Here is a 23,533-nt window from a genome sequence, read left to right as displayed (position 1 = left end):
CTCTTCCGTCTGTTGTCGTGGGGCCGTAAGACTGGCCAGATGCTGCGTGGGCGGGACCGGCAGCGCGTCGCCGACGACGCGTTGGGTGGTCGTGCGCGCATGGGCGGCGATGGGCAGGATGCAGGCGACGGCGCGTTGGTGGGACGTGCGCGTGTGGGCGGTGACGGGCGAGGCGAAGCACACGGCGCGTTGGGCGGTCGTGCGCGCATCGACAGCGACGGGCGAGACGTCACCGACGGCGCGTTCGTCGACCGCGAGCGCCTGGCCCGCGACGGCCAGCGCGCAACCACTAATGCGGCGGCCAGCGGCGAGCCCCTCGTCCTGCGTGGCCGCGCCGACCAGCTCCAAGCCATCCACTCCCTGCTGGAACGCGCCCGAGCAGGCCGAGGCGGAGCCCTGGTCCTGCGAGGCGAGCCCGGCTCCGGCAAAACCTCCCTGCTCAACGCCGCACGCCACACCTACACCCCACTGCTGTGCGCAGACGTCCCCGCCATCGACGACGACCTGCGACAGCTCGCCCACGACGTCGCCGGCACGAGCGCCGCCCTCCTCATCGCCACCGAAGGCGACCCTCGCGGCCTGCCCTGCATCACCCTCGGCCCCCTCGACCGCGCCACGAGCATGCGCGTCCTGCACGACCTCGTACCCGGCATCCCCGCGACCCTCGCCGTCGACCTCGCCGATCTGGCCTGCGGCAACCCGCTGGCGCTCGTCGAGCTGGCCACAGCGCTGACGCACGGCCAGCTCGGCGCCACCGAGCCAGCCCCTGACGTGCTGCCGGAGAACAGCGCCCTGCGCACCCGCCTCCGCGCCAAGTTCACCGCCCTGTCGCCCCGCGCGCAGCTCATCACGGCGCTGGCCGCGGTCGACGAGGACCTCGACGCCGAAGCGCTGGCCCGCCGGGACTGGGAAGCCGTGGTCGAGGCGGGCGAGTTGCTCGACTCGCGCCGGCTGGTCCGGTCCGCGCTCAGAGCGGACGTTCCGCTCGAATTGCGCCGCAAGGCACACGCCGAGCTCGCCGAGTGGTTGCCGCCAGGTCCACAACGCACGTGGCACCAGGCGGTTGTCAACAACGACGAAAGGCTCTCCGAAGTCCTCACGAACCACGCGGAGGACGCCCGCCGACGTGGTGACTACGCCTCCGCAGCTCGCGACCACGACCGTGCTGCCCGGCTGACGAGCGACCCCGGCAAGAAGGCCAAGAGCCTGCTCCACGCCGCCGGGGACCACTGGACGCACGGGGCGCCGCACCGGGCTCGAAACGCCCTGCGCACCGCGCTCACGCTCACCGACACGCCCGAGCTCAGGGCGCTCGTGGACCTCGTCATGGGTGGCATCGACCTGGGAGAGAGCCTTCCAGACGTCGCGGCCGACCGGCTGATCCGTGCCGCCAAGAGCCTGGCCGGGACGCGGCGCACCCTTGCCGTCGCGGCGCTCGGGTTCGCGGGTGAGGCGGCGAACATCTCGGGTGATCACGGCAGGCACGCCACAGCGGCGGAGTTCGCGAAACAGATCCGGCGCGCTGACGAGCCGCTCGCCACGCGGCTCACGCTCGACCACCTGATCGGCATGGCGGCGACGTTCGGCGGGCGGCACGACGAGGCGCTGCCCGTGCTGCGCGAGGTGGTCGAGCTCGCCGGTGAGGTGCCTGGGCCGCAGGCGCGGATCTGGGCCAGCCAGGCGGCGTACGTGCTGGGGGACGCGCGGCGGTCGCACGAGCTCGCGACCAGTGCGGTCACGTCGGCGCGGGAGAGCGGGCTCAACGCGTTGGTGCCGTGGGCGCTGGTGTACCGGGCGCTGTCGGCGTTGTTGCTGGACCAGCACGCCGCCGCGCTCGCCGCTGCCACCGAGGGCGTGCACGCGGCGACGGCGATCGGCCAGCACAACGCCGTGGTCGACCACCTCACGATCCTCGCGCTGCTCTCGGCGTTGCGCGGGGACGCGGACAGCGCGCTCGACCGCATGGGCACCGCCACCGAGCACATCAACCAGCGCGGGCTCATCAGGCCGGGCACGTTGGGCGCGTGGGCGTTCGCGTGCGTCGACCTCACGCGCGACCGGCCCGCCGACGCACTGGGGCGGCTGCGGCTGCACTCCGGACACGTCGGCATCAAGGTCATGGCCGCGCCGCACGTGGTCGAGGCCGCCGTCGCGTGCGGCGAACCATCCACAGGGGACAGAGCGCTGCAACGGTACGAGAAGTGGGCCTGTGCCACGGGCAGCGCGGCCCGGCTGGCGCTGTCGCACCGCTGCCACGCGCTGCTGCAGAGCGGAACCGCCGACGAGCACTTCGAGGAAGCGATCCGGCTGCACCGCGCGAGCGGCACCGCGCTGGAGCTCGCGAAGACCGAGCTGCTGTACGGGAACCGGTTGCGGCGCGGACGCAAACCCAAGGCGGCGCGCGAACACCTGCGGGACGCCGTGCGCATCTTCCAGACCTACCAGGCCGATCACTGGGTCGCCCGCGCCCGTGCCGAACTGCGCGCGGCTGGCGACCCCACCGGCGAGCCGCGGCACCACCCCGATCTGACGCCGCAGCAGGCGCAGATCGCCGGACTGGTCGCGGAGGGTGCGACGAACCGCGAGATCGCCGCGCGGTTGTTCCTGAGCCACCGCACCGTCGAGCACCACCTGCGCAACATCTTCGCGCGGCTCGGCGTGCGGTCGAGGGTCGAGCTCAGCAGGATGCTCGGGTGAGAGGAGAGTGTGTGCGCGACAGCTACCGGCACTGGCAGCGGATTCCGACGCGGTGGGCCGACAACGACGTGTACGGGCACGTCAACAACGTCGTCCACTACGCGTGGATGGACACCGTGATCAACACGTGGCTGATCACCGAAGCCGGGCTCGACATCCACGACGGCGGTGCGATCGGCCTGTGCGTGGAGTCCCACTGCAACTACCGCGCCTCCGTGTCGTTCCCGGACGCGGTGGACGCGGGCCTGCGGATTGGGCACCTCGGCCGGTCGAGCGTGCGCTACGAGGTCGGCTTCTTCCTGGAGGGGCGGGACGACGTCGTCGCGGAAGGCCACTTCGTGCACGTGTTCGTGGACAGGACGACCCGCAAACCGGTGGAGATTCCCGCAGACCTGCGCGCACGGATGGAAGGGCTGGTCGCATGAGGACGCGAGGTGCCGTGCTGACCGGAGTCGGTGGTCCGCTGGAGATCGTCGACCTCGAACTGGACCCGCCGGGCCCCGGCGAGCTGCTGGTGCGCGTGCACGCCACCGGGCTGTGCCACTCCGACCTGTCCGTGATCGACGGCTCACGCCTCTGGCCGCTGCCCATGGTGCTCGGCCACGAGGCGGCGGGCGAGGTCGTCGAGGCAGGGCCCAATGCCGAGTTCGCGCCCGGCGACCACGTCGTGATGTCGTTCGTGCCCGCGTGCGGTGCCTGTCGTCGTTGCGCGTCGGGACGGCAGGCGTTGTGCGAACCGGGCGCTGTTGCGAACCGCGACGGCACGCTGCTGGGCGGGCACCGCAGGTGGACCCTGCCGGACGGCACGCGGCCCCACCACCACCTGGGAGTGTCCGGTTTCGCCGAGTACACCGTGATCTCCGGCAGGTCCGCCACGCTCGTGCCGCCGGACCTGCCGCTCGACGTCGCCGCGTTGTTCGGGTGCGCCGTGCTGACCGGTGCGGGAGCGGCTTTCTACAGCGCGAACGTCGTGCCGGGGGACAGGGTCGCGGTGTTCGGGCTCGGCGGTGTCGGGCTGGCCGCGGTGCTCGCGGCGATCACGGCCGGTGCCACGCAGGTCGTCGCGGTGGACGTGGTCGAGCACAAGCGGAAGCTGGCGCTCACCCTCGGCGCGACGCACGAGGCGGCCGGGGGACCGGACGTGGTGACGCACGTGCGGGACCTCACCGGCGGTGGCGCGGACAAGGTCATCGACACCACCGGGGTCGCGGCGGTGTTCGAACAGGCTTACGCCGCAACGGCCGTCGGCGGCACCACGGTCACGGTCGGACTGCCGCACCCGGACCGGACCGTCACGTTGCCCGCGTTGAACCTGGTCGCCGAGGAACGCACGCTCAAGGGCAGCTACCTCGGCTCGTGCGTGCCGCGCCGGGACGTGCCGCGGTTCGTCGAGCTGTACCGCGCCGGACGACTGCCGGTCGACGGACTCCTGTCCGGACGGCTCACGCTCACCGAGATCAACGAGGGGTTCGCGAAGCTCGCGTCGGGAGAGGCCGTGCGCCAGGTCGTCGTGATGGGTTGACGCCCGTTTCCGTCTGTCCGGGCAGGAACCGGACAGGACAGGTCTTGTGTCAGCCGTTGACCGCCGAGGTCTGCCTGCTGCACCTTGGGAGCGCTCTCATGTTCGCCGCTGCTCGCCACTGGGCGGGCAGCGATCCCTGTACGGACAAGGAGAAGAGCATGCGCTTCACCCTGCCCAGAATCGTTCCCGCGCTGGCACTCGTACTCGTCGGGTCGACCTTCACCGCTCCTGCCCAGGCGTCCGCGAAAGAGATGTCACCCGGCTTGCTCACCGCGATGACCTCGGCGTTCGGCCTGACCGAACAGCAGGCTCGACTACGTCTGGAGAAAGAACAGCGCGCGTCGGTGCTCGCACCGCGCGCGGAAGCCGAAGCCGGCACCGCCTACGCGGGCAGCTGGTTCGACGAGGCCCGCAACAGGCTGGTCGTCGCCGTCACCGACCAGGCGGCCGCCCGCCGGGTCGAGGCCGTCGGCGCGGACACCGCGGTCGTCGGCCGCTCGGCCGGATCGATGGCGGCTCAGAAGAACCGCCTCGACGCCCTGTCCGCCACCGGTGCCGTGCCGCGCGCGGTCGCGAGCTGGCACCCCGACCCGCGCACCGGAACGGTCGTGGTGAACGTCGAGGCCGGCAAGCAGACCGCCGAGGTCGCCGCGTTCCTGGACAAGGCACGTCAGCTCGGCACGATCACCGTGCGCACCGAAGGGGTCCAGCAGCCGAAGCCGTTCGCGGCGGGCACCGTCGGCGGCGACCCGTTCTACACCGGCAACGTGCGGTGCTCGATCGGGTTCTCCGTGTACGGCGGCTACGTGACCGCCGGGCACTGCAACGTTGGCGCCTGGAACGTCTACGGCTGGGACCGGTCCTGGCAGGGCGAGTTCGTCGGTTCTTCCTTCCCCGGCAACGACTACGGCTGGGTCCGCACCGGCGGTGGCTGGTGGACCGTGCCCGTCGTGCTCGGCTGGGGACAGGTGAGCGACGCCCTGGTGCGCGGCTCCTGGGAGGCGCCGGTCGGTACCTCCGTGTGCCGCTCGGGCTCGACGACGCACTGGCACTGCGGCGTGATCCAGAGCCGCAACGAGACCATCCGCTACGAACAGGGTGACGTGCACCAGATGGCGGGTACGAGCGTGTGCGCCGAGGGCGGCGACTCCGGCGGTTCGTTCATCACCGGCGACCAGGCGCAGGGCGTGACGTCCGGCGGCTACGGCAACTGCTCGAGTGGCGGCCGCACGTGGTTCCAGCCGATCAACGAGATCCTGAGCGTCTACGGGCTGACGCTGCACACGGCGTAATCACCTGATCCGGCTGTCCGCCACTTGGCGGTGGACAGCCGGTCCGGCCGTCTCAACAGGTGGTTGACGGTTGACAGTCGACTCGAGGTGGATTACTCAGTCACATCGGGTGGGCGGGGCCACCCGGACCGATGCCGTTGGCAACGAGGTGGCGAATGACAGAGGAGTTACCGGAGATCCCCGGCTTCCGGTACGTCCGACCGCTCGGCAAGAACGTTCATCTGTACCGCGACGCGCACGGCGAGGTCGCGGTGAAGCTGCTCGCCGGTCCGGCGCGCGCGGCCGAGCTGAGAACGGTGCTCGGACTCGGGCACCCCGGCATCGTCACCGTGCACCGGGCCGGGCGGACCGGCGCCGGCGTGCTGTACCTCGTGATGAAGCACTACCCGAACGGCGATCTCGCCGCCGCGGCACCGATGCGCTTCGAGCGCGCGGTGGACATCGGCGTGCAGGTCGCGGACGCGCTGCACGTCGCGCACCAGGCCGGCGTGGTGCACCGCGACGTCAAGCCCGCCAACGTCCTGCTGGACGAGCACGGCAACGCGTGCCTCACCGACTTCGGAGTGCTCGGCAGGGACCGGCTCCCCTGGACGGCCCCCGAGGTGCTCACCAGCGGCAGCCACGGCGTCCGCGCGGACGTCTTCTCGCTCGGGGCGACACTGTGGCACCTGATCGCCGGGCACTCGCCGTTCGTCGTGCCGCGCGGCAACAACACGCACGCCGCGCTGGAGCAACGCATCCTGCAGGGCAGCCCGCCCCCGACCGGCAGAGCTCCCGAGTCGCTGGAAGTCCTGCTGCGCCAGGCGATGGCGGCGGATCCGGCGGCACGTCCGCCGTCGGCTGAGGAGTTCGCGCGACGGCTGCGGCAGATCCAGCACGAGTCGGCGCCGACGTCCGCCACCGGGAATGCCGTGGTCGTGCCTGTGGCTCCGTCCCCGCGCCGGCGGTCGCGGTGGCCGATCTACGCCGGCACCGCCGTCCTCGTCTCCGGATTGATCGTCACCAGCGTGCTGCTGCTGCAGAACAACGACCGTCTGACGGGACAGCCGGAGCAGGTGCAACCGCAGAGCGCGGCCGGTGGTGAGACCAGCTTGACGAGCAAGGTGACCGTCACCGTCACGCGCGTGGACTCCAACACGCTCCGGTTCTCGTGGACCTACCCGTCCCAGTTGCCCACCGACACCTTCGCCTGGCGCACCAACGACGACCTGAAGACCGGCACGACCCAGACGCCCACGCTCGACCTCTACGCGCCGGGCGCGCTGTGCGTCCAGGTGCGGGTCGTGCGATCGGACAGCAGCAACGCGAGCGACCAGTCGTGGTCGCCGGAGGGCTGCGGTACCTGATCTTCGGGCATGATCGACTCATGGTGAGAACTTTCGCAGCGGTGGCGCTGGTCGTCGCCCTGTTACCGGGAACGGCGGCCGCGGCCACCCCGAAGAGCGCCGTCACGTCCCCGCGTCCGGAGATCGGCGCCCTGTCCGAGGGCAACCCGAGCAAGCACGGCTGTTCGGCGAGCATCGTCGAGAGCCCCAAGGGCAACATCGTCGCCACCGCCGCACACTGCGTCTACGGCCGAAGGAACGTCTTCTTCACGCCCGGCTACCACGACGGTCAGGCGCCCTACGGCACGTGGCGTGCCGTGGCGACGTACGTCGACGAACGCTGGAAGACCAACAACGACATCGACGGCGCGGGCTCGCCCTACGACTTCGCGTTCCTCGTGCTGGAGCCGCACAACGGCCGCAACGTCGCCGAGGTGACCGGCTCGGCGTTGCGCCTGAAGATCGACACGCCGTTGCCCGCGGCGATGACCGTGGTCGGCTACCCGTCCGACACGAACACGTACCAGGACAAACCGTACGCGTGCGACAGCACCAGCTCCCGCGACGGCGCCTCCTGGCAGACCCTGCAGTGCACCGGCATCCCCGGCGGCTTCAGCGGCGGGCCGTGGATGAACCGCGGCACGAAGGAACTGATCGGCGTGATCGGCGGCAAGGGCCAGAACCTGCCCGCCTCCGACCCGCGCAACTACAGCGTCCGCTTCGACGCCACCGTGAAGGCCGTCTACGACAAGGCGGTCGCGGCGGCGGTTCCGCCCGGCAACGGCAACCTCGGCTACCCGCTCGGCAGCGGCGCCACCTGGAAGCACGCCGACCTGATCACGTCCGGCGACTTCACCGGCGCCCAGCAGCCCGACACGATCGTCAAGTGGAGCGACGGCGAGGTCACGCTCTACCGCGGCGGCGACACCAGCGACCCGCAGAAGCCCTACTCCGGCGAGACCCGGCTGGCCGCGCCCAAGTCCATCTGGAGCCACGCCAAGGCCATCGCGACCGTCAACCGCGGCCTCGCCGTGACGTGGAGCGACGGCGAGGTCACCTACTACAGCTCGGTGACCGAGAACGGGTTCGGCGGCGAGACCCAGCTGTCCGCCCCCAACGCCCTGTGGCGCGACCACGCCCAGCTCCTCGCCGGAGTCGGCCGCGACCTCGTCGTGGTGTGGAACGACGGTGAGGTCACCCGCTACAACGACATCGCCGGCAACCGCCTGGGCAACGAGACCCAGCTCGCCGCCCCGAAGTCCGTCTGGACGCACGCCCGCAGCATCAGCGGCGGCTTCTACACCGGCTCCGGCGCCGCGGACCTGCTGGTGCGGTGGAGCGACGGCGAGTTCACGCTCTACGCCGACGTCGCGGGCGGGCTCGGGCAGGAGCACCGGCTCCAGGCGCCGAACGACCTGTGGACGCACGCGACGGTGGTGTCCGGGCGCGGCAACTCCGTCCTGGTCCGGTGGTCCGACGGGGAGGTCAGCCTCTACCCGTCGGTCACGACGAGCCTGCAGCGCGAGATCCAGCTGGTGCTGCCGGACTGACCTCTGTGGACACCTGACCGGGTGAAGTTCGGTCCGAAAGACTGGGGCGATTGGATTTCCGGTTCCAAGATCCGGTAATCCCTCGGCCGTGCGCTTGCCTCACGCGGTTTGGATCGGCGGGCTGTTGGTGCCCGCGCTGCTCGCCGCCACCGGTGTGGTCGTCCACGGCGGTGGCATTGAACGGACGCTGCACGCCGAGGTGCGGTCAGCGCTCGCGCAGGCGGGTTTCGACGGCGTCGTCGAGGTCAACGGCCGTTCGGTCGTCGTCAGCGAGGTCTCGCCGCGGTCGGTGGAGGCGGTGCGCGCGGTCGTCTCCAGCGTGTCCGGCGTCGGCAGCGCGGAGGTGCGGCCCGCCGGTCCCGCGCAGCTGCTCGTCGCGGTGCGCGGGGCCGAGATCCTGGTGTCCGGCGCGGTGGCCGACGACGCCGAACGTCGGGCACTGCTGGACGCGGTGGCGGCGGAGGACCACCGCGTCACGGCAGCGCTCCGGCTCGGCGGCCCGCTGCCGATCCCGCCCGCCGTGGTGAAACGGGTCGTCGCGGCCGCGTTGTCCGCCAAGGTTTCCGACGTGACCACGACGATCCACAACGGACAGATCGCGGTCGGCGCCCGCGTGCCGGACGAGACGCGGGCGAAGGCCGTGCGCGAGGCTCTCGCGGACGCGGCGAGCGGTCTGCGGGTCACGGACCGCATCGAGGTCGGGCCTTCCGCGACGGCCGGCGACCTGAACGTCGAGGCGCTGCACGACTCGATCAACCGGTTGGTGAACGGCAACGGCTCCATCCGGTTCGTGCAGGGCACCACGGCGTGGGAAGGCCACGGCACTGTGCTCGTCGAACGCGTTGCCCGCATGCTTCTGGTCGCACCGCGCGCCTCAATCACGTTGGTGGCACACGGCACCGACCCGGCGATGGCGTCCACGCGCGCGCAGATGGTTCGCGACGTGCTCGTGGGCCAAGGCGTGTCGCCCGCGCTGATCGCCACCGAGACCCGTCCCGCCCCCGACGGCGAGTTCGACCCGGCCACCCGCCAGGTCGACGTCGTGGTCCGTTAGGAGTCCTTGTGTTCTGGTTGTTCTGGCAGATGTTCGTGCTGTGCGCGGTGGCGTTCGGCGCAGGCTCACTGGTGACGTGGCTGTCGGTGCGCGGCCGTGCGCACACGGAGCAGCCGAAGCCGCGGCTGGCCCTGCCCGCGCCCCGGCGCGCGGCCGAGGACCCGGTGGTGGTCGAGCCGGTGAAGTCCTCGCCCATCAAGGGTAATTCCAAGACGCTCGTGTACCACACGCCCGATTCGCCTTACTACAAGCGGACGAAGGGCGACCTGATGTTCGCGTCCGAGGCGGAGGCGATCGCGGCCGGGTACCGGATGTGGACGACCAAGGCGCGCGTGAAGGCCTGAGGTTCAGTTCGCTGTCTGAAGGCCAGCGCCTTCGTTCGGTGCCCTCGTCTGGGCGTCGGCCCTGAGGCTATGGCCGGAACAGGTGGGCGTTGATGTCGTGGACCCGATGTCCCAGGTCGGGGATTTCGATCACCTCGATGCCGTTGTGCAGGAGTGTCTCCACGCCGTGGCAGTCGGCGAACAGCAGTGGCTCGCGCAGGGCGAGCACCACGCGGGTGATGCCGGCGGTGAGGATCAGGTCGGTGCAGGGTGTCGGGCGGGATTTGCGTACGGTGCACGGCTCCAGCGAGGTGTAGAGGGTGACCGGCCGGTCGGTTGGGGTGAGTTTGGCCAGGGCGGCTTCTTCGGCGTGCAGGTGGGGGTCGGTTTCGCCGGTGTATCCGGTGGCGAGGACGGTGCCGGTGTGGTCGGCCAGGAGGGCGCCCACTGCGTAGTGGGTGGGGGCGGGTGGTGAGAGCCGGGACAGGTCGATCGCCGCGGTGAGCAAGAGGCGGTCGGTGCGGGTCGATCGTTGGGTGGTGGGGAGGCTCATGCGGGCTCCAGGGTGTGCGTGGCCGGCCCGGCGGTCAGAGGTTGATGATCGTTTTGCCGTGGGTGTGGCCGGTGCGGGCTCGGGCGACGGCGGCCGGGGCCTGTTCGATCGGGACCTCGGCGGTGATGCGGACGCGTAGTGCTCCGGTGGCGGCGAGGTCGGCGAGGGTGGTCAGGACCTCGGGGGTGGGCTGGTTGCCGAGGTTGACGGCGCGGATGCCGCGGGCGGCCAGCGCGTCCGGGTCGGCGGCGTAGTTGGTGCTGATCAGCACGCCGCCGGGTCGTAGCAGGCCGGCCAGCGGGGCGGTGTCGCCACCGGCCGGGGTGACCAGGTCGAGGACGGCGTCGATGCCGTCGGGGTGCAGGGCGGCGACCTGGTCGTGGGTGGGGGAGCGGGTGAAGTCGACGACGGTGTGCGCGCCGAGGTCTTCGAGGTAGCCGGCCAGTTCGGGGGTGCCGGTGACCAGGATCCGGGCGCCCGTGTGGGCGGCGAACTGGATGGCCGACTGGCCGACGCCGCCGCTCGCGCCGTTGATCAGCAGGGTGTGCCGGTCGTCGAGTTCGGCGGCCTCGACGGCCTGGTAGGCGGTGACACTCGCGGTGGGCAGGGCAGCGGCCAGAGCGTGCGGCAAGGCCTCGGGGATCCGGGCGATCTTGCCGTTCTGGTCGGTGACGGCGTATTCGGCGTAGGAGCCGTGGCCCTGTTCGAGGTGCATGAACTGGCCGTAGACGCGGTCGCCGGGCTGGAAGCGGGTGACGCCGGGGCCGGTGCGTTCCACGACGCCGGCGCCGTCGGAGCCCAGGATCAGGGGGAAGGCGTGCGGCACGGCGTCTTTGAGGGCGCCGTCGGCGACCTTCCAGTCGAACGGGTTGACGGCGGCGGCGTGCAGGCGGACCAGGAGCTCGCCGGGGCCGGGCTCGGGAACGGGCAGGTCGGCCAGGACGGGTTCGGTGGCGAAATCGGTGACGACGACGGCTTTCACGACGCTACCTCTCAGCCGGCCAGGGCAATGGTGTGGTGGGTGTGTTCGACCTTGGCGTGCAGGTAGCGCAGGTTGCTTTCGGTGGCGTGCACGCCGGTGGGCACGGTCTCGGCGACGGCGGCGCCGAGGTCGCGCAGCTGCCGTACCTTGTCGGGGTTGTTGGTCAGCAGGTTGAGCTCGGTGATGCCGAGGGCGGCCAGCATCTGGGCGGCGGCGGTGTAGTCGCGGGCGTCCTCGGGCAGGCCGAGGGCGACGTTGGCCTGGTAGGTGTCGAAGCCGGCGTCCTGCAGGGCGTACGCGTCGAGCTTGTTGTAGAGGCCGATGCCGCGGCCTTCCTGCCGCAGGTAGAGCAGCACCCCGCCGGTGCCTTCGATGCGTTGCACCGCCTCGCGCAGTTGCGGGCCGCAGTCGCAGCGAGCCGAGCCGAAGATGTCCCCGGTCAGGCATTCGGAATGCATCCGGACGAGAGGCGTGCCGGCGCCGGGGTCGCCGAGGACGATCGCGAGGTGCTCGGCGCCGTCGGCCAGGCCGTTGAAGGTGACCACGTCGGCGGTGACGGTGTAGCCGTCGGCGAAGCGCAGCGGGACGGTGACCCTGGTACGCACGGTGGCGGTCGTCATGGGAACTCCTCGTGATCTCGATGTCTGAGCCGCTGGTGGACGGCGACGGCGGCCACGCTCGGTGTCGACACCGAGATCGTGCCGCGCAAGCGCGTGAGCAGCGGCAGAGCCGAATTTTTTTGCGAACCCTCAGGGATCAGTCGATCTGGATGGAGCGGATCGAGTTGCCGAAGCGGAGGCCGTCGATGGTCGAGGTCGCGGTGCTGGGGTCGGTGGCGGCGCCGAGGGTGAGCAGCAGCGGGACGTAGTGGTCGGCGGTCGGGTGGACGATGTCGACGCCGGGAGCTTTGGTGCGGTAGTCGGTGAGGGTGTCGACGTCGCCGCGGCTGATGGCGTCGGCGGCCCAGGTGTCGAAGGCGGTGGTGTAGCCGGCGAGGGCGGGTTGGCGCAGGACGGCGAAGCTGTGGGTCATGAAGCCGGAGCCGATGACGAGGATGCCTTCCTCGCGCAGCGTGCGGAGCCGTTGGCCCAGCCTGAGCAGGGCTTGGGGGTGGAGGCCGGGCATGGACAGTTGCACGACGGGGACATCGGCGGCCGGGTACATGGCCATGAGCGGGATGAAGGCGCCGTGGTCGAGGCCGCGGTTGGTGAACTGGTGCACGCCTTCGGGGCTGGGGATGGTGCCGGCGATGCGGTGGGCGAGGTCGGTGGCGTCCGGGGTGGCGTACTGCAGGGTGTAGTAGCGAGGGTTGAAGCCGGCGAAGTCGTAGTAGAGCGGGGTGCCGGCGGCGGAGGCGGACAGCGCGGCGGGTGCGTTCTCCCAGTGCGCGGAGACGACGACGATGCCGCGGGGTTTCGGGAGGGACTGTCCCCAGGTGAACAGGTCGTCGAGCCATTGCGGGTCGTCGAGGGTGGGTGGGGCGCCGTGGCTGACGAACAGTGACGGCAGCGGGCCGTCGGCCGGCTCCCACCGGCGGTGGTCGCGGGCTCGGGGTAGCACGCGGGTCAGCAGTGCGTCGTAGGCGCCGGCCGGTGTGGCGGGGTTGAGCACGTCGTGGATGCTGCGGCTGGTCATGGTCGCGCCTCGGGTGGTCGATGGAGCAGGGAGCGTCGGAGGGGGTGTGCCATCCGGGGCAGACCGGGACGGGGCTCTCCTCGAGTGCCGCGGTACTGGACGGACGGTTGTGGCGGCTCGAGGGGTCAGGAGCCGAAGGAGTACGGGCCGAAGCGGCCCCAGACAACCGCGGCGGCGAGCAGCAGCAGGACCACGTTGACGCCGATGACCTGGGTTTCCTTGCGGCGGGAGTGGGTCACGATCGCGCCGATCATGACCAGGACGAGGCCGAGTGCGGCGAGCGGCACCAGGACCGGGGCGATGCCGAGCGCGGCGGGCAGGATCAGGCCGATGGCAGCGAGGACTTCCAGGGCGCCGATCAGTTTGACCGTGCCGGTGCCGAAGTCCTCGGTCCAGGCCATGCCGGACGCGGCGAGCTTCTCCTTCGGCTGGGTCAGCTTCATCGCGCCGGCGGCGGCGAACGCGGCGGCGAGCACACCGGCGATGATCCACAAAATGATGTTCATGAGGCCCTCCGGCCGCTAGATTACTTAACGTGTTGAGTGAACCCTAGGCCACTTTACTTCAAGGCGCAAGTGACTTGGTGCGTAATTCGATTCACGGGTTAAGTTATGCTCGAGGGCATGAGTGATCCTGCCGAGCCGCGCTGGCTCGATGACGAGCAGCTGAGCAACTGGCTGGCGTTGGGTGCGATGCTCATCCGCCTGCCCGCGGCAATCGACGCTCAACTGCGGCGCGACGCGCAGCTCAGCCACTTCGAGTACCAGGTCATCGCCGGGCTGTCGATGGCACCCGAGCGCACCCTGCGGATGAGCGTGCTCGCCGCTTTCTCCGAGGGCTCGCTGGCCCGGCTGTCGCAGGTCGTCGCCCGCCTGGAGAAACGCGGCTGGGTGCGCCGTACGCCCGACCCGTCCGATGGGCGCGTCACCCTGGCGATCCTCACCGACGCCGGCATGGACAAGGTTGTCGCCACCGCGCCCGGACACGTCGCCGAAGTCCGCCGGCTGGTGTTCGACACCCTCACCAAGGCGCAGCAGCGCCAGCTGGGCGACAGCAGCCGCCGCATCCTGCGTGCCATCGACCCCGACGACCCCTGCCTCGACGGGCTGCCCTTCGACACCGCCGCCCCCGAGACCGGCCACCTCACACCCGAACGATGACAGGCGCCTGCCTCTCGTAGAGGAGGCGGACCGGCGCGCGGTGGCGGGACGGTAGGTCAGTTCAGAACATGGTGTTGTTGTTGGCTGAGGTTTCGGGGACTGGGTTCAGGACGTCCCGGTGTTCGACGGCCTTGCCGTCGCGGATTCGGTAGAGGTCGAGAATGGCGAGTCCGCGGGCTGCGAGCGCGGTCGTGCTCCACGCGGAGCAGGTGACGTATCCCGTCCTCCCCAGATCGGTCTCGCCTGAGACGCGGTTCCCAGGCGGCCTTGCATCCGCAGAATCGGAACATATGATGTGCGCGTGCCGAATCTGCGGATCAGCGAGGCCGCTGCCCTCCTGGGGGTCAGCGACGACACCGTGCGGCGGTGGATCGACCAGGGGCGTCTGCACGCCACCGTGTCGGAGAACGGGCGCAAGGCCGTCGACGGCAAGGAGCTCGCGGCGTTCGTCCAGCACCTCTCCGAGAGCAACGAACCCGGGGTCACCGTTGCCGCGTCGGCGCGCAACCGGATGCGGGGCATCGTCACGCGCGTGCTCAAGGACGGGGTGATGGCGCAGGTCGAGATGCAGGCCGGCCCGTTCCGCGTCGTGTCGCTGATGAGCAGGGAGGCCGCGGACGAACTGGGGCTCGAGGTCGGCAGCGTCGCGGTCGCGTCCATCAAGTCGACGCACGTGGTCGTCGAGATCCCGGAGGCCTGATCGTGCGCGGCGTTCTCGTCCTGGCCCTCCTGCTGACCGGTTGCGGCGCGCCGGCCGCGACATCGGACTCCGGGAAGATCACCGGTGGTGTCACGGTGTTCGCCGCCGCGTCACTCACGGAGACGTTCACCCAGCTGGGCAAGGACTTCGAGGCCGCGAATCCCGGCACGAAGGTCAAGTTCAACTTCGGCGGCAGCTCGGCGCTCGCGCAGCAGCTCGACCAGGGTGCGCCCGCCGACGTGTTCGCCAGCGCGGCGCCGGCGAACATGAAGCAGGTCACCGACACCAAGACGATCACGGACGTGCCCAGGACGTTCGCCAGGAACGAGCTCGCGATCGCCGTGCCGAAGGGCAACCCCGGCAAGATCACGACGCTGGCCGGCTTCGCCGACGCGGGCAAGAAGATCGCCCTCTGCGCCGAGCAGGTGCCGTGCGGCGCGGCGGCGAAGAAGGTCTTCGAGATCGCGAAGGTGACACCCGCGCCGGACACGCTGGAGCAGGACGTCAAGGCGGTGCTCACCAAAGTCTCGCTCGGTGAGGTCGACGGCGCGCTGGTTTACCGGACCGACGTCAAGGCCGCCGGTGACAAGGTCGAGGGCGTCACCTTCGCCGAGGCGAGCCAGGCCGTCAACGACTATCCGATCGCGCCGCTCGCCAAGGCGCCCAACGCGGCCGCGGCCAAGGCGTTCGTCGAGTTCGTGTTGTCGGACAAGGGACGCGCGGTGCTCGGCGCGGCCGGTTTCGGCAGCCCGTGACACGGCGTCAGGTCCGAGGGCGGCTGCCCGTCGTCCTCGTCCTGCCCGCGGTGCTCGGACTGGCGTTCCTGCTCGTCCCGCTGGCAGGGCTGCTCGTCAGGACACCGTGGACGTCGCTGCCGACGTTGCTGAGCGCGGAAGTCGGTGAGGCGCTGCGGCTTTCGCTCGTCTGCGCCTCCCTCGCCACGATCTGCTGCCTCGCGCTGGGCATCCCGCTGGCGTGGTTGCTCGCGCGCAGTGGCTTGCCCGGACGCGGGTTCTTGCGCGCGTTGGTGACGGTTCCGCTCGTGCTGCCACCGGTCGTCGGTGGTGTGGCGTTGTTGTTGGTGCTCGGCCGCAAGGGTCTGGTCGGGCAGTACCTCGACGCGTGGTTCGGGATCTCGCTGCCGTTCACCACGGCCGGAGTGGTGGTGGCCGAGGCGTTCGTGGCGATGCCGTTCCTGGTGATCTCCGTGGAAGGCGCGCTGCGGGCGGCCGATCCGCGGTACGAGGAGGCGGCGGCGACCCTCGGCGCGTCGCGGTGGCTGACGTTCCGGCGCGTGACGCTGCCGTCGGTGCTGCCCGGCGTGGTGGCGGGCGCGGTGCTGTGCTGGGCGCGGGCGCTGGGGGAGTTCGGTGCGACGATCACGTTCGCCGGCAACTTCCCCGGCGAGACCACGACCATGCCGCTCGCCGTCTACCTCGCGCTGGAGTCCGATCCGGACGCGGCGATCGTGCTGAGTGTCGTGCTGCTGCTGGTGTCCGTCGGTGTGCTGGCCGGTCTGCGCGACCGGTGGATCAGCGGGCCGTCATGACGCTCACCGCCGAGCTGCGCGTGACGCGCGGAACGTTCGACCTCGACCTCGGGCTCACCATCGGGCCCGGCGAGGTGGTCGCGCTGCTCGGTCCCAACGGTGCGGGCAAGTCCACGGCGTTGCGCGCGCTCGCGGGCCTGCTGCCGTTGACGAACGGCAGGATCGCACTCGCGGAGTCCACTTGGGACGGATCGGACGCATTCGTGCCACCGGAAGAACGGCCGATCGGCGTGGTCTTCCAGGACTACCTCCTGTTCGCGCACCTGAGCGCGCTGGAGAACGTCGCGTTCGGACTGCGCGCCCGCGGCACCCGCAAGGCCGAAGCCCGCACGATCGCGCGGGAGTGGCTCGGCCGCGTCGGTCTCGACGGCCACGCCCACGTGAAGCCCCGCTCGTTGTCCGGCGGGCAGGCGCAACGAGTCGCGCTCGCCCGCGCCCTCGCCACCGGCCCGAGCCTGTTGCTGCTCGACGAACCGCTGGCCGCGCTGGACGCCGCCACCCGCCTGCAGGTGCGCGCCGAGCTCGGCCGCCACCTCGCCGACTACGCCGGTCACACGCTCCTCGTCACCCACGATCCGCTGGACGCGATGGTGCTGGCCGACCGCCTAATCATCCTGGAGAACGGCCGCGCCGTGCAGGAAGGTCCACCGGCGGAGGTCGCCCGCCGTCCGCGCACCGACTACGTGGCGCAGCTCGTGGGCCTGAACTTCTACCGCGGCACCGCGACCGGCACGACGGTCGAGCTCGACGGCGGCGGACGTCTCACCATCGCCGAGCCCGCCTGGGGCGCGGTGCACATCGCGTTCCCTCCCACCGCCGTCAGCCTCTACTCGGCCCAGCCGTCGGGAAGCCCGCGCAACGTCTGGCCGGTGACGGTCGCGGGCATCGAGCCGCACGCGCACACGACCCGCGTGCGGCTCGACGGTGCACCGGCCGTGCTCGCGGACGTCACCACGGCCACGGTCGCCGACCTGCGGCTGCGGCCCGGCGATCGGTTGTGGGCGGCGGTGAAGGCGACCGAGACGCACACGTACCCGGTCTGAGCTGTGGAAGTTCTCCCCGAAGATCAGACGATCGGGGGTTCATAGCCGTCACCGCGAGCTTCTACCTTCGGGCTGATCGGAAACCCTGCACCCGTCCGCGTCCTGAGCGGCCGGGATTTCCGTGAGGAGCCCAACTTCATGAAGACCTTGCGCCTGGGGGCGCTCGCGGTGCTGACGGCATCGGCGATCGCCCTCACGATGTCGGGTGCGTCCGCGCACGATCCCGACACCCCCGAAGGACAGGCGGCGGCCAGAGCGTTCATGGCCGACTACCAGCCCGCCGAGCGGCACGCCGTCACGAACACCGCGGCCGGTGTGCCGTGCGTCGACGGCAAGGCCGACATCTACCCCTGCAAGAACGTGGACCTGCTCAGCGTCCTGCCGCTGTCGTCGATGGGCGGCGGCAACGGCAACGACATCTGGGGCTGGACCGACTCGTCCTCCGGCAAGGAGTACGCGATCGTCGGCCGCACCAACGGCACCGCGTTCGTCGACGTGAGCACCCCGACCGCGCCGAAGTTCCTGGGCAACCTGCCGTCCAACGGCGGCAGCAGCACCTGGCGCGACATGAAGGTCTACAAGGACCACGCGTTCATCGTCGCCGACTTCATCAGCGGCCACGGGATGCAGGTGTTCGACCTGACCAGGCTGCGCACGATCACCTCGCCGCAGACGTTCACCGCCGACACCGTTTACAAGGACTTCGGCCCGGCGCACAACATCGCCATCAACGAGGAGACCGGGTACGCGTACGCGATCGGCTCCAACACGTGCAGCGGCGGCCCGCACATGGTCGACATCCGCACGCCGAAGTCGCCGAAGAACGCGGGCTGCGTGTCGCAGGACGGGTACACGCACGACAACCAGTGCGTGATCTACCGCGGACCGGACGCGACCTACCGCGGCCGGGAGATCTGCTTCAACTCCAACGAGGACACGCTGACGATCGTCGACGTGACCGACAAGGCGAACCCGGTCCAGCTCTCGCGCAAGGCCTACTCCGGCGCGCAGTACTCGCACCAGGGCTGGCTGACCGAGGACCAGCGGTACTTCCTGCTCGACGACGAGCTGGACGAGTCGCGCGGCACCGACAAGCGCACCAAGACCTACATCTGGGACCTGGCGAGCCTCGCGAACCCGGTGCACACCGGCGTCTACAACTCGCCCGCGACGGCGATCGACCACAACCAGTACATCAAGGGCAAGTACTCCTTCCAGGCCAACTACCAGGCGGGCCTGCGGATCCTCGACGTCAGCGGGGTCGCGTCGGCGCAGCTGACCGAGGCCGGGTACTTCGACATCTACCCGGCGGCCAACGAGGCGAAGTTCAACGGGGCGTGGAGCAACTACCCGTACTTCGCCAGCGGCATCGTGCTGGTCAACGGCATCGAGCAGGGCCTGGTCGTGGTGAAGCCCAACCTCGGTACCGTCGAACCACCGCCCCCCGGTGGGAAGTTCGAGAACACGACCGACGTGCAGATCCCCGACGCGGGTGCCGCGGTGACGTCGTCCGTGTCCGTCTCCGGTGTCCCCGGCAAGGCGCCGGGTGCGCTGAAGGTCAACGTGGACATCAAGCACCCGTACCGCGGGGACCTGGTGATCGACCTGGTCGCCCCGGACGGCACGTCGTTCCGGCTCAAGGGTTCCAGCAACGACTCTGGCGACAACGTGATCACGACCTACGAGGTCAACGCCTCCGCGGAGGACGCCGCGGGCACCTGGCAGCTCAAGGTGCAGGACGTCGCCAAGGCCGACGTCGGCTACGTCGACGCGTGGAGCCTTCAGTTCTGAGATGAGGCCGTGCGCGGGTTCCCCCGGAGCCCGCGCACCGTCCGGGAGTGGTCATGCGCAGACTGAGCTTGGTCGACTGGATCTTCGCCCTGGTCGCGGTCGTCGTCGTGGTGTCGGGCGCCGTGGTGGTGTTCGGCCGCAGCGCTCCGCCGATGCAGCACCAGAACATGGGCCCGGTGACGCCCGCCGCGCACAGTGACGGCCTGTCGGAGGCCGAGTCCGGCTACCGGTTCGAACGCGTGGTGATGCCGGAGCGCCGCGGCACCGGCGTGCCCGTCGCGTTCCGGATCCTCGGCGGTGACGGCAAACCTGTCACCCGGTTCCTGGACGACCAGACCAAACAGATGCACTTCTTCGCCGTGCGGGACGACATGCACATCTTCCGGCACGAGCACCCGGTGCTCGAAGGCGACACCTGGCACGTGACGCTGGACCTGCCCGACGGCGGCGCTTACCGGATGTTCGCGGAGTTCGTCCCGCTGGACTCCAAGGACGCGCGGCACCCGGTCGTGCTGGGTGTGCCGTTCAGCTTGCCAGGCGACACGGACCTCGTGCCGGTGCCGGAAGCGTCGGCGTCCGGGGTAACCGAGAGCGGCTTCGTCGTGGAACGCGCCGATGACGCCCCGCTTTCTCCTCTGCGGCAACAAACTCTGCGGTTCCGCCTCCGGCACCCCGGCGGCGAGCCGGTGTCCTCGGTGGAGCCCCACCTGGGCGCCAACGGGCACCTGACCGGCTTCCACACGATGCTGCTGTCGGCCACCCACATGCACCCGGTGGAGCCCGCCGGCATGCCGTTGATCAACGGTGAGCTGACCTTCCAGGCCGTGATCCCCGAACGTGGGGAGTACCGGCTGTTCCTGGAGTTCGCGCTCGGCGGCAAGGTGCACACGGCGGCGCTCACGGTGCTGGTGTCCTAGCGCTGCCAGGGCCGCAGCCGCGGCACCCAGCCGGGCACCGCCGCCCGGTAGGTGTCGTACTGCTCCCCGAACTGGCGGTGCAGCGCGGGTTCCTCGTGCCAGTGCACCATCGCCGCGAACGCCGCGCACACCACGGCGGCGTAGGCGAAGAGGATCAGCTGCCCCAGCGCCAGCGCTTGTCCGATGATCAGTGACAGCACGGCGACGTACATCGGGTTGCGCACGTACCGGTAGAACCCGCCGACGACGAGGCGGTCCGGTGGCGCGACCGGTGCGGGCGTGCCGAACCCCTCCGCGACGAACCGGGCGAACGAGGCGACCAGCACGGCCAGTGCCGCCACCAGGAGCACGACGCCGACCCAGCGCAGCGGCAGCCAGAAGGGCAGCGACCGCCACCGGGTCAGCAGCCACGGGAACAGGCCGGCCACGCAGCCGGGAGCCAGCACGAAGAACGCAACGGAACCCAGCGCAGCCTGTCGCCTCTCCATGGCGCACACCCTGACTCACGACAGTCCACTGTGGGTAGCTCCACGCACCTCTTTCGGGCCGTTGTTCACCTGGTCGGACCAGGCGTAGCGTGAGATTCTCGCCGCACGGAGGTGCAAGATGGCCGTCGACCCCCGCCCCGAGGTGCTCGTGCACCGGCCGCGCGCCGAAGTCGCCGCGTTCATGTTCGACCCGGCCCACGATCTCGAGTGGACCGGCGGCATCACCTCCAGCCGTCCCGCCCAGCCCGGCACGCTCACCACGGGCGCGACCGTCGAGCGCACCGCGCGGTTCCTCGGCAGGGAGTTCCTCTACGGCTACGTCGTCACCGAGCACGAGCCGGACCGCCTGGTGGAGATGAAGGTCGACCGGCCGTTCCCGATGACCGTCCGCTACGAGCTCGGCGACACGACGGACGGCACGAGTGTCGCGATCAGGGCGATCGGGTCGCCCGGCCGGTTCTTCGGGTGGGCGACGCCGTTCATGGCCCGTCAGGTGCGCAAGAGCATCAACGCCGACCTCGAACGTCTCCGGCAGTGCCTCGAACGCTCCTGAGCGTCACCGCTTGGCGAGGCTGTCGAGGAGGTCCTTCGCGACGTCGCGGAGCTTGACGTTGTCGCGCTGGGAGCGTTGCACGAGCATCGTGAACGCTTCTTCGGCGGTGCAGCCGTGCACGGCCATGAGAGCGCCTTTCGCCTGCTCGATCATGGCACGGGAGACCAGTGCGGTCTCGAGCTGCCTGATGTGCTCGCGGGACCGCTGCCACTGGTGGGCGTTGGCGATCGCCGCGCTGGCGGCGGTGGTGAACAATCGCATCAGGCCCTCGTCGAACGGGTCGAAGGCGGTCGCCGTGTAGCTGTAGATGTTGAGCGAGCCCACGTGTCTGGCGTCGGTTCTGTCCGACGCGGGCAGCACCACGGGCACCGACAGGTAGGCGCGCACGCCGTGTTGTTCCGCGCTGGCCTCGAACTCCGGCCAGTTGTCCCTGTTCTCGCCGACCACCGCGCGCACCGCCGCGAGCGTGCGGGCTGCCTCCAGGCACGGCCCCCGGTTGGCGCCGTACTGCTTCTCGTCGATCTCGATGAGCGAGCGGTCGCTGGCGGCGGCGGTGCGGGGGTCCTGCGGGTTCACGGTGATCGTGACCGCGTCGGCGTCCGCGGTCGCCATCACCGCGGTCTCCGCGAGGCGTTGCAACACCTGGTCGAGAGGCTCCTCTGAGGAGAAGCCGTCACGCAGCTGCGCCAGGGCCGCAGTCGCCTCGTCGAGGCGCTCGACCGCATCCGGCCGGCCGTCGTCCATGCCGCGTCACCCTCTCGCCGAAAAACGAAGTCGCGGCGCTGGTTTTTCAACGCTCTCACGGCGAATGGTACTGCCACATGGCGTGAGACGAACCGAACCGGCGCGGGTGCTGGAGTGCTCAACTCCCCGCGCCGGTTCTGGCCGGCCACCGCGGTGGCCTCCCGCACAAACGCGCGCGCGTGCACGGTAGTGGTTCTTTACCCCGATACAGCCGATCTCAGTCTCCCGTCGAGCAGGCCGGCTTTCCTGGCGTGGAGGAAGGCCCATCCGGCGAGCGCGGCCGACATCGCCGTCAGCAGCAGGCCTCCGACGGTGATCGCGTTCTCGAACTGCGCGGTCTGCAGGCCGCTCCAGCCGTGCTGGGCGATGCCGCCGGAGAACATCACGGCGAGAACGGTGCCGCTGACGGCGACCCCCGCGGCGGCGGTGACCTGCGACGCGGTGTCCACGAGCGCCGCGCCGATCGAGGTCCGGTTCTCCGGCAGTCCCTTGAGCACGTTCACCCCCGCGACGGCGCCGACCACGCGGATGCCCACCGCGACGAGCACCAGGGCGAGCGCCACCGGCAGGTAACCGAGCCGGCCGAGCAGCGCGTAGACGGCGAGGCCGGCCACGACGCAGGCGGCGCCGAGCCACGCGGCCCGGTCGAGCCCGGTGCGGCGCACGAACCGGTTGACGAGCGGGCCCGCGGCGATGAGGACGACGACCTGCGGCAGCATCCCGGCCGCCGCCAGCGCCGGTGACCACCCCCAGTCGAGCTGCAGCTGAAGCGTCACGAGGTAGGTGAGGCCGGCCGCGGCCAGACCGGTCGCGGCCTTGTACGCGAGACCGCTGGCCACCAACGGACGTGCGACGAGTTTCGGGTCGAGCAACGGATGGCTCGCAGCGCGCGCACGAACGACGTACAGCACCGCGGCCGCTGCTGTCAGTGCCGCCGCGGTCCACGGCAGCCACGACCCGGTGCCCCGCTCGACGAAGAACGTCGGCACGACGAGGGCGAGCACGATGGTGGCGGTGCCGAGCACGCCGCCGAGGATGTCCGCGGGGTCCCGGTGCAGGTCAGCCTCGGTGTCGGGCTGGACGCCGCGACCGATGCCGATGATCGCCAGCACCGCGATCGGCACGTTGACGAGCAGCAGCACCTGCCAGTCGGCGACGGCGAGCACGAAACCGCCGAGCGGAGGGCCGATCGCGAGGCCGACGAGGCCGACGGTGGAGATCAGCGTCATCGCCCGGACGCGGAGATCGTCGCCTTCGAACAACCGGAAGGCCAGCGCGATCGAGCCCGGCGTCGTCATGGCGGCCGCGACGCCCATGACGGAGCGCACGGCGATGAGCGCGGCCACGGAGGTGACGAACACCGTCGCGAGGCTCGCGACACCGAGGAGCACCAGTCCGGCGAGCATCACTCTGCGGCGGCCGAACCGGTCCGCGACGGCGCCGAACACCAGCATCAGGCCGCCGAACACGACGGCGTAGGAGTTCGAGACCCACTGCAGCGCCGTCGTCGACGTGTTCAGGTCGCGGCCGATGGTGGGCAGGGCGACGTTCAGGATCGAGTTGTCCAGCATTTCGAACAGGAACACGGCGGACAGACCGGCGAGGGCGATCCACGCCTCTCGCAGGGAACGGGGAGTTGACACGAACACCGTTCT

24 protein-coding genes are annotated in these 23,533 nt (G+C 70.5%); 16 read left to right on the top strand and 8 right to left on the bottom strand.

The window, feature by feature from the left end; genetic code table 11:
• Positions 1 to 39: 39 nt before the first annotated feature.
• The 8 genes from AOM45_RS23105 to AOM45_RS23070 all read left to right on the top strand — a co-directional run bounded on the left by AOM45_RS23105 (position 40) and on the right by AOM45_RS23070 (position 9,784).
• The gene (locus AOM45_RS23105) at positions 40 to 2,697 is read left to right on the top strand and encodes a helix-turn-helix transcriptional regulator (RefSeq protein WP_081902052.1); all 2,658 of its coding nucleotides are present in this window, start codon (positions 40 to 42) and stop codon (positions 2,695 to 2,697) included.
• Positions 2,698 to 2,708: 11 nt separating this feature from the next.
• Positions 2,709 to 3,122 carry an acyl-CoA thioesterase gene (locus AOM45_RS23100; protein ID WP_081902051.1) on the top strand — a complete coding sequence of 138 codons (414 nt, stop codon included), beginning with the start codon at positions 2,709 to 2,711 and terminating at the stop codon, positions 3,120 to 3,122.
• Positions 3,119 to 4,219 (top strand): zinc-binding dehydrogenase, encoded by a 1,101-nt coding sequence (locus AOM45_RS23095; protein WP_030467168.1) that lies wholly within the window; start codon positions 3,119 to 3,121, stop codon positions 4,217 to 4,219. The genes AOM45_RS23100 and AOM45_RS23095 overlap by 4 nt, the downstream gene beginning before the upstream one ends.
• Positions 4,220 to 4,377: 158 nt before the next feature.
• Positions 4,378 to 5,511: a S1 family peptidase gene (locus AOM45_RS23090; protein WP_030467167.1), complete on the top strand. Its 1,134-nt coding sequence runs from the start codon at positions 4,378 to 4,380 to the stop codon at positions 5,509 to 5,511.
• A gap of 155 nt (positions 5,512 to 5,666) precedes the next feature.
• Entirely contained in the window at positions 5,667 to 6,857 is a 1,191-nt protein-coding gene (locus AOM45_RS23085; protein ID WP_051783165.1) for a serine/threonine-protein kinase, read from the top strand.
• A 20-nt stretch (positions 6,858 to 6,877) separates the two neighbouring features.
• The gene (locus AOM45_RS23080; protein WP_156093775.1) at positions 6,878 to 8,386 is read left to right on the top strand and encodes a trypsin-like serine peptidase; all 1,509 of its coding nucleotides are present in this window, start codon (positions 6,878 to 6,880) and stop codon (positions 8,384 to 8,386) included.
• 88 nt (positions 8,387 to 8,474) lie between these two features.
• Positions 8,475 to 9,440 carry an OmpA family protein gene (locus AOM45_RS23075; protein ID WP_030467165.1) on the top strand — a complete coding sequence of 322 codons (966 nt, stop codon included), beginning with the start codon at positions 8,475 to 8,477 and terminating at the stop codon, positions 9,438 to 9,440.
• A gap of 8 nt (positions 9,441 to 9,448) precedes the next feature.
• A complete protein-coding gene (locus AOM45_RS23070) occupies positions 9,449 to 9,784 on the top strand; it encodes a sunset domain-containing protein (protein ID WP_030467164.1) in 336 nt (111 codons plus the stop codon).
• 67 nt (positions 9,785 to 9,851) lie between these two features.
• On the opposite strand, the gene AOM45_RS23065 is transcribed toward AOM45_RS23070, so the two are convergent.
• The 5 genes from AOM45_RS23065 to AOM45_RS23045 all read right to left on the bottom strand — a co-directional run bounded on the left by AOM45_RS23065 (position 9,852) and on the right by AOM45_RS23045 (position 13,439).
• Positions 9,852 to 10,316, bottom strand: coding sequence for a cytidine/deoxycytidylate deaminase family protein (locus AOM45_RS23065; RefSeq protein WP_030467163.1), 465 nt, complete (start codon positions 10,314 to 10,316; stop codon positions 9,852 to 9,854).
• Positions 10,317 to 10,350: 34 nt separating this feature from the next.
• Positions 10,351 to 11,298 (bottom strand): NADP-dependent oxidoreductase, encoded by a 948-nt coding sequence (locus AOM45_RS23060; protein WP_030467162.1) that lies wholly within the window; start codon positions 11,296 to 11,298, stop codon positions 10,351 to 10,353.
• 11 nt (positions 11,299 to 11,309) lie between these two features.
• Complete coding sequence (locus AOM45_RS23055; RefSeq protein WP_030467161.1) at positions 11,310 to 11,918, bottom strand: GTP cyclohydrolase II; 609 nt, start codon at positions 11,916 to 11,918, stop codon at positions 11,310 to 11,312.
• A 136-nt stretch (positions 11,919 to 12,054) separates the two neighbouring features.
• Positions 12,055 to 12,933, bottom strand: a complete 879-nt coding sequence (locus AOM45_RS23050; protein ID WP_030467160.1) for a DODA-type extradiol aromatic ring-opening family dioxygenase — start codon at positions 12,931 to 12,933, stop codon at positions 12,055 to 12,057.
• Positions 12,934 to 13,058: 125 nt separating this feature from the next.
• Entirely contained in the window at positions 13,059 to 13,439 is a 381-nt protein-coding gene (locus AOM45_RS23045) for a DoxX family protein (protein WP_030467159.1), read from the bottom strand.
• Between the two features lie 117 nt (positions 13,440 to 13,556).
• Here AOM45_RS23045 and AOM45_RS23040 point away from each other — a divergent pair, with 117 nt between their 5' ends.
• From AOM45_RS23040 to AOM45_RS23010, 7 genes are all read left to right on the top strand, one after another.
• Positions 13,557 to 14,093: a MarR family winged helix-turn-helix transcriptional regulator gene (locus AOM45_RS23040; protein WP_030467158.1), complete on the top strand. Its 537-nt coding sequence runs from the start codon at positions 13,557 to 13,559 to the stop codon at positions 14,091 to 14,093.
• A 301-nt stretch (positions 14,094 to 14,394) separates the two neighbouring features.
• Entirely contained in the window at positions 14,395 to 14,793 is a 399-nt protein-coding gene (locus AOM45_RS23035) for a TOBE domain-containing protein (RefSeq protein ID WP_030467157.1), read from the top strand.
• A 2-nt stretch (positions 14,794 to 14,795) separates the two neighbouring features.
• Complete coding sequence (gene modA, locus AOM45_RS23030) at positions 14,796 to 15,548, top strand: molybdate ABC transporter substrate-binding protein (protein ID WP_030467156.1); 753 nt, start codon at positions 14,796 to 14,798, stop codon at positions 15,546 to 15,548.
• A complete protein-coding gene (gene modB / locus AOM45_RS23025; RefSeq protein WP_030467155.1) occupies positions 15,545 to 16,342 on the top strand; it encodes a molybdate ABC transporter permease subunit in 798 nt (265 codons plus the stop codon). The genes modA and modB overlap by 4 nt, the downstream gene beginning before the upstream one ends.
• Entirely contained in the window at positions 16,339 to 17,385 is a 1,047-nt protein-coding gene (locus AOM45_RS23020; RefSeq protein WP_030467154.1) for an ABC transporter ATP-binding protein, read from the top strand. Before modB ends, AOM45_RS23020 begins: the two co-directional genes overlap by 4 nt.
• A gap of 138 nt (positions 17,386 to 17,523) precedes the next feature.
• Positions 17,524 to 19,176, top strand: a complete 1,653-nt coding sequence (locus AOM45_RS23015) for a choice-of-anchor B family protein (protein WP_030467153.1) — start codon at positions 17,524 to 17,526, stop codon at positions 19,174 to 19,176.
• Between the two features lie 53 nt (positions 19,177 to 19,229).
• Positions 19,230 to 20,093 (top strand): DUF8832 domain-containing protein, encoded by an 864-nt coding sequence (locus tag AOM45_RS23010; RefSeq protein ID WP_030467152.1) that lies wholly within the window; start codon positions 19,230 to 19,232, stop codon positions 20,091 to 20,093.
• On the opposite strand, the gene AOM45_RS23005 is transcribed toward AOM45_RS23010, so the two are convergent.
• On the bottom strand, positions 20,090 to 20,581 hold the full coding sequence (locus tag AOM45_RS23005) for a methyltransferase family protein (protein ID WP_030467151.1): 492 nt from the start codon (positions 20,579 to 20,581) through the stop codon (positions 20,090 to 20,092). The two genes, AOM45_RS23010 and AOM45_RS23005, sit on opposite strands and share 4 nt — an antisense overlap.
• Positions 20,582 to 20,699: 118 nt before the next feature.
• Between AOM45_RS23005 and AOM45_RS23000 the strand changes: the two genes are divergently transcribed.
• Complete coding sequence (locus tag AOM45_RS23000; RefSeq protein WP_051783163.1) at positions 20,700 to 21,134, top strand: SRPBCC family protein; 435 nt, start codon at positions 20,700 to 20,702, stop codon at positions 21,132 to 21,134.
• A 3-nt stretch (positions 21,135 to 21,137) separates the two neighbouring features.
• Here the strand turns inward: AOM45_RS23000 and AOM45_RS22995 are convergent, their stop codons facing one another.
• Positions 21,138 to 21,878 carry a GAF and ANTAR domain-containing protein gene (locus tag AOM45_RS22995; protein ID WP_030467149.1) on the bottom strand — a complete coding sequence of 247 codons (741 nt, stop codon included), beginning with the start codon at positions 21,876 to 21,878 and terminating at the stop codon, positions 21,138 to 21,140.
• A 197-nt stretch (positions 21,879 to 22,075) separates the two neighbouring features.
• The gene (locus AOM45_RS22990; protein ID WP_035909993.1) at positions 22,076 to 23,521 is read right to left on the bottom strand and encodes an MFS transporter; all 1,446 of its coding nucleotides are present in this window, start codon (positions 23,519 to 23,521) and stop codon (positions 22,076 to 22,078) included.
• Positions 23,522 to 23,533 lie beyond the last annotated feature (12 nt).

Origin of the sequence: Lentzea aerocolonigenes, from assembly GCF_000974445.1 — a bacterium.
In the GTDB taxonomy this organism is placed as follows: domain Bacteria; phylum Actinomycetota; class Actinomycetes; order Mycobacteriales; family Pseudonocardiaceae; genus Lentzea; species Lentzea aerocolonigenes.
This window is presented reverse-complemented; position numbering and strand designations above follow the sequence as displayed.

Coding starts and splice junctions, on each gene's coding strand:
- AOM45_RS23105 (WP_081902052.1), top strand. CDS start 40: ATGCTGCGTGGGCGGGACCGGCAGCGCGTCGCCGACGACGCGTTGGGT.
- AOM45_RS23095 (WP_030467168.1), top strand. CDS start 3,119: ATGAGGACGCGAGGTGCCGTGCTGACCGGAGTCGGTGGTCCGCTGGAG.
- AOM45_RS23090 (WP_030467167.1), top strand. CDS start 4,378: ATGCGCTTCACCCTGCCCAGAATCGTTCCCGCGCTGGCACTCGTACTC.
- AOM45_RS23085 (WP_051783165.1), top strand. CDS start 5,667: ATGACAGAGGAGTTACCGGAGATCCCCGGCTTCCGGTACGTCCGACCG.
- AOM45_RS23080 (WP_156093775.1), top strand. CDS start 6,878: ATGGTGAGAACTTTCGCAGCGGTGGCGCTGGTCGTCGCCCTGTTACCG.
- AOM45_RS23065 (WP_030467163.1), bottom strand. CDS start 10,316: ATGAGCCTCCCCACCACCCAACGATCGACCCGCACCGACCGCCTCTTG.
- AOM45_RS23055 (WP_030467161.1), bottom strand. CDS start 11,918: ATGACGACCGCCACCGTGCGTACCAGGGTCACCGTCCCGCTGCGCTTC.
- AOM45_RS23050 (WP_030467160.1), bottom strand. CDS start 12,933: ATGACCAGCCGCAGCATCCACGACGTGCTCAACCCCGCCACACCGGCC.
- AOM45_RS23045 (WP_030467159.1), bottom strand. CDS start 13,439: ATGAACATCATTTTGTGGATCATCGCCGGTGTGCTCGCCGCCGCGTTC.
- AOM45_RS23040 (WP_030467158.1), top strand. CDS start 13,557: ATGAGTGATCCTGCCGAGCCGCGCTGGCTCGATGACGAGCAGCTGAGC.
- AOM45_RS23020 (WP_030467154.1), top strand. CDS start 16,339: ATGACGCTCACCGCCGAGCTGCGCGTGACGCGCGGAACGTTCGACCTC.
- AOM45_RS23015 (WP_030467153.1), top strand. CDS start 17,524: ATGAAGACCTTGCGCCTGGGGGCGCTCGCGGTGCTGACGGCATCGGCG.
- AOM45_RS23010 (WP_030467152.1), top strand. CDS start 19,230: ATGCGCAGACTGAGCTTGGTCGACTGGATCTTCGCCCTGGTCGCGGTC.
- AOM45_RS23005 (WP_030467151.1), bottom strand. CDS start 20,581: ATGGAGAGGCGACAGGCTGCGCTGGGTTCCGTTGCGTTCTTCGTGCTG.
- AOM45_RS23000 (WP_051783163.1), top strand. CDS start 20,700: ATGGCCGTCGACCCCCGCCCCGAGGTGCTCGTGCACCGGCCGCGCGCC.
- AOM45_RS22995 (WP_030467149.1), bottom strand. CDS start 21,878: ATGGACGACGGCCGGCCGGATGCGGTCGAGCGCCTCGACGAGGCGACT.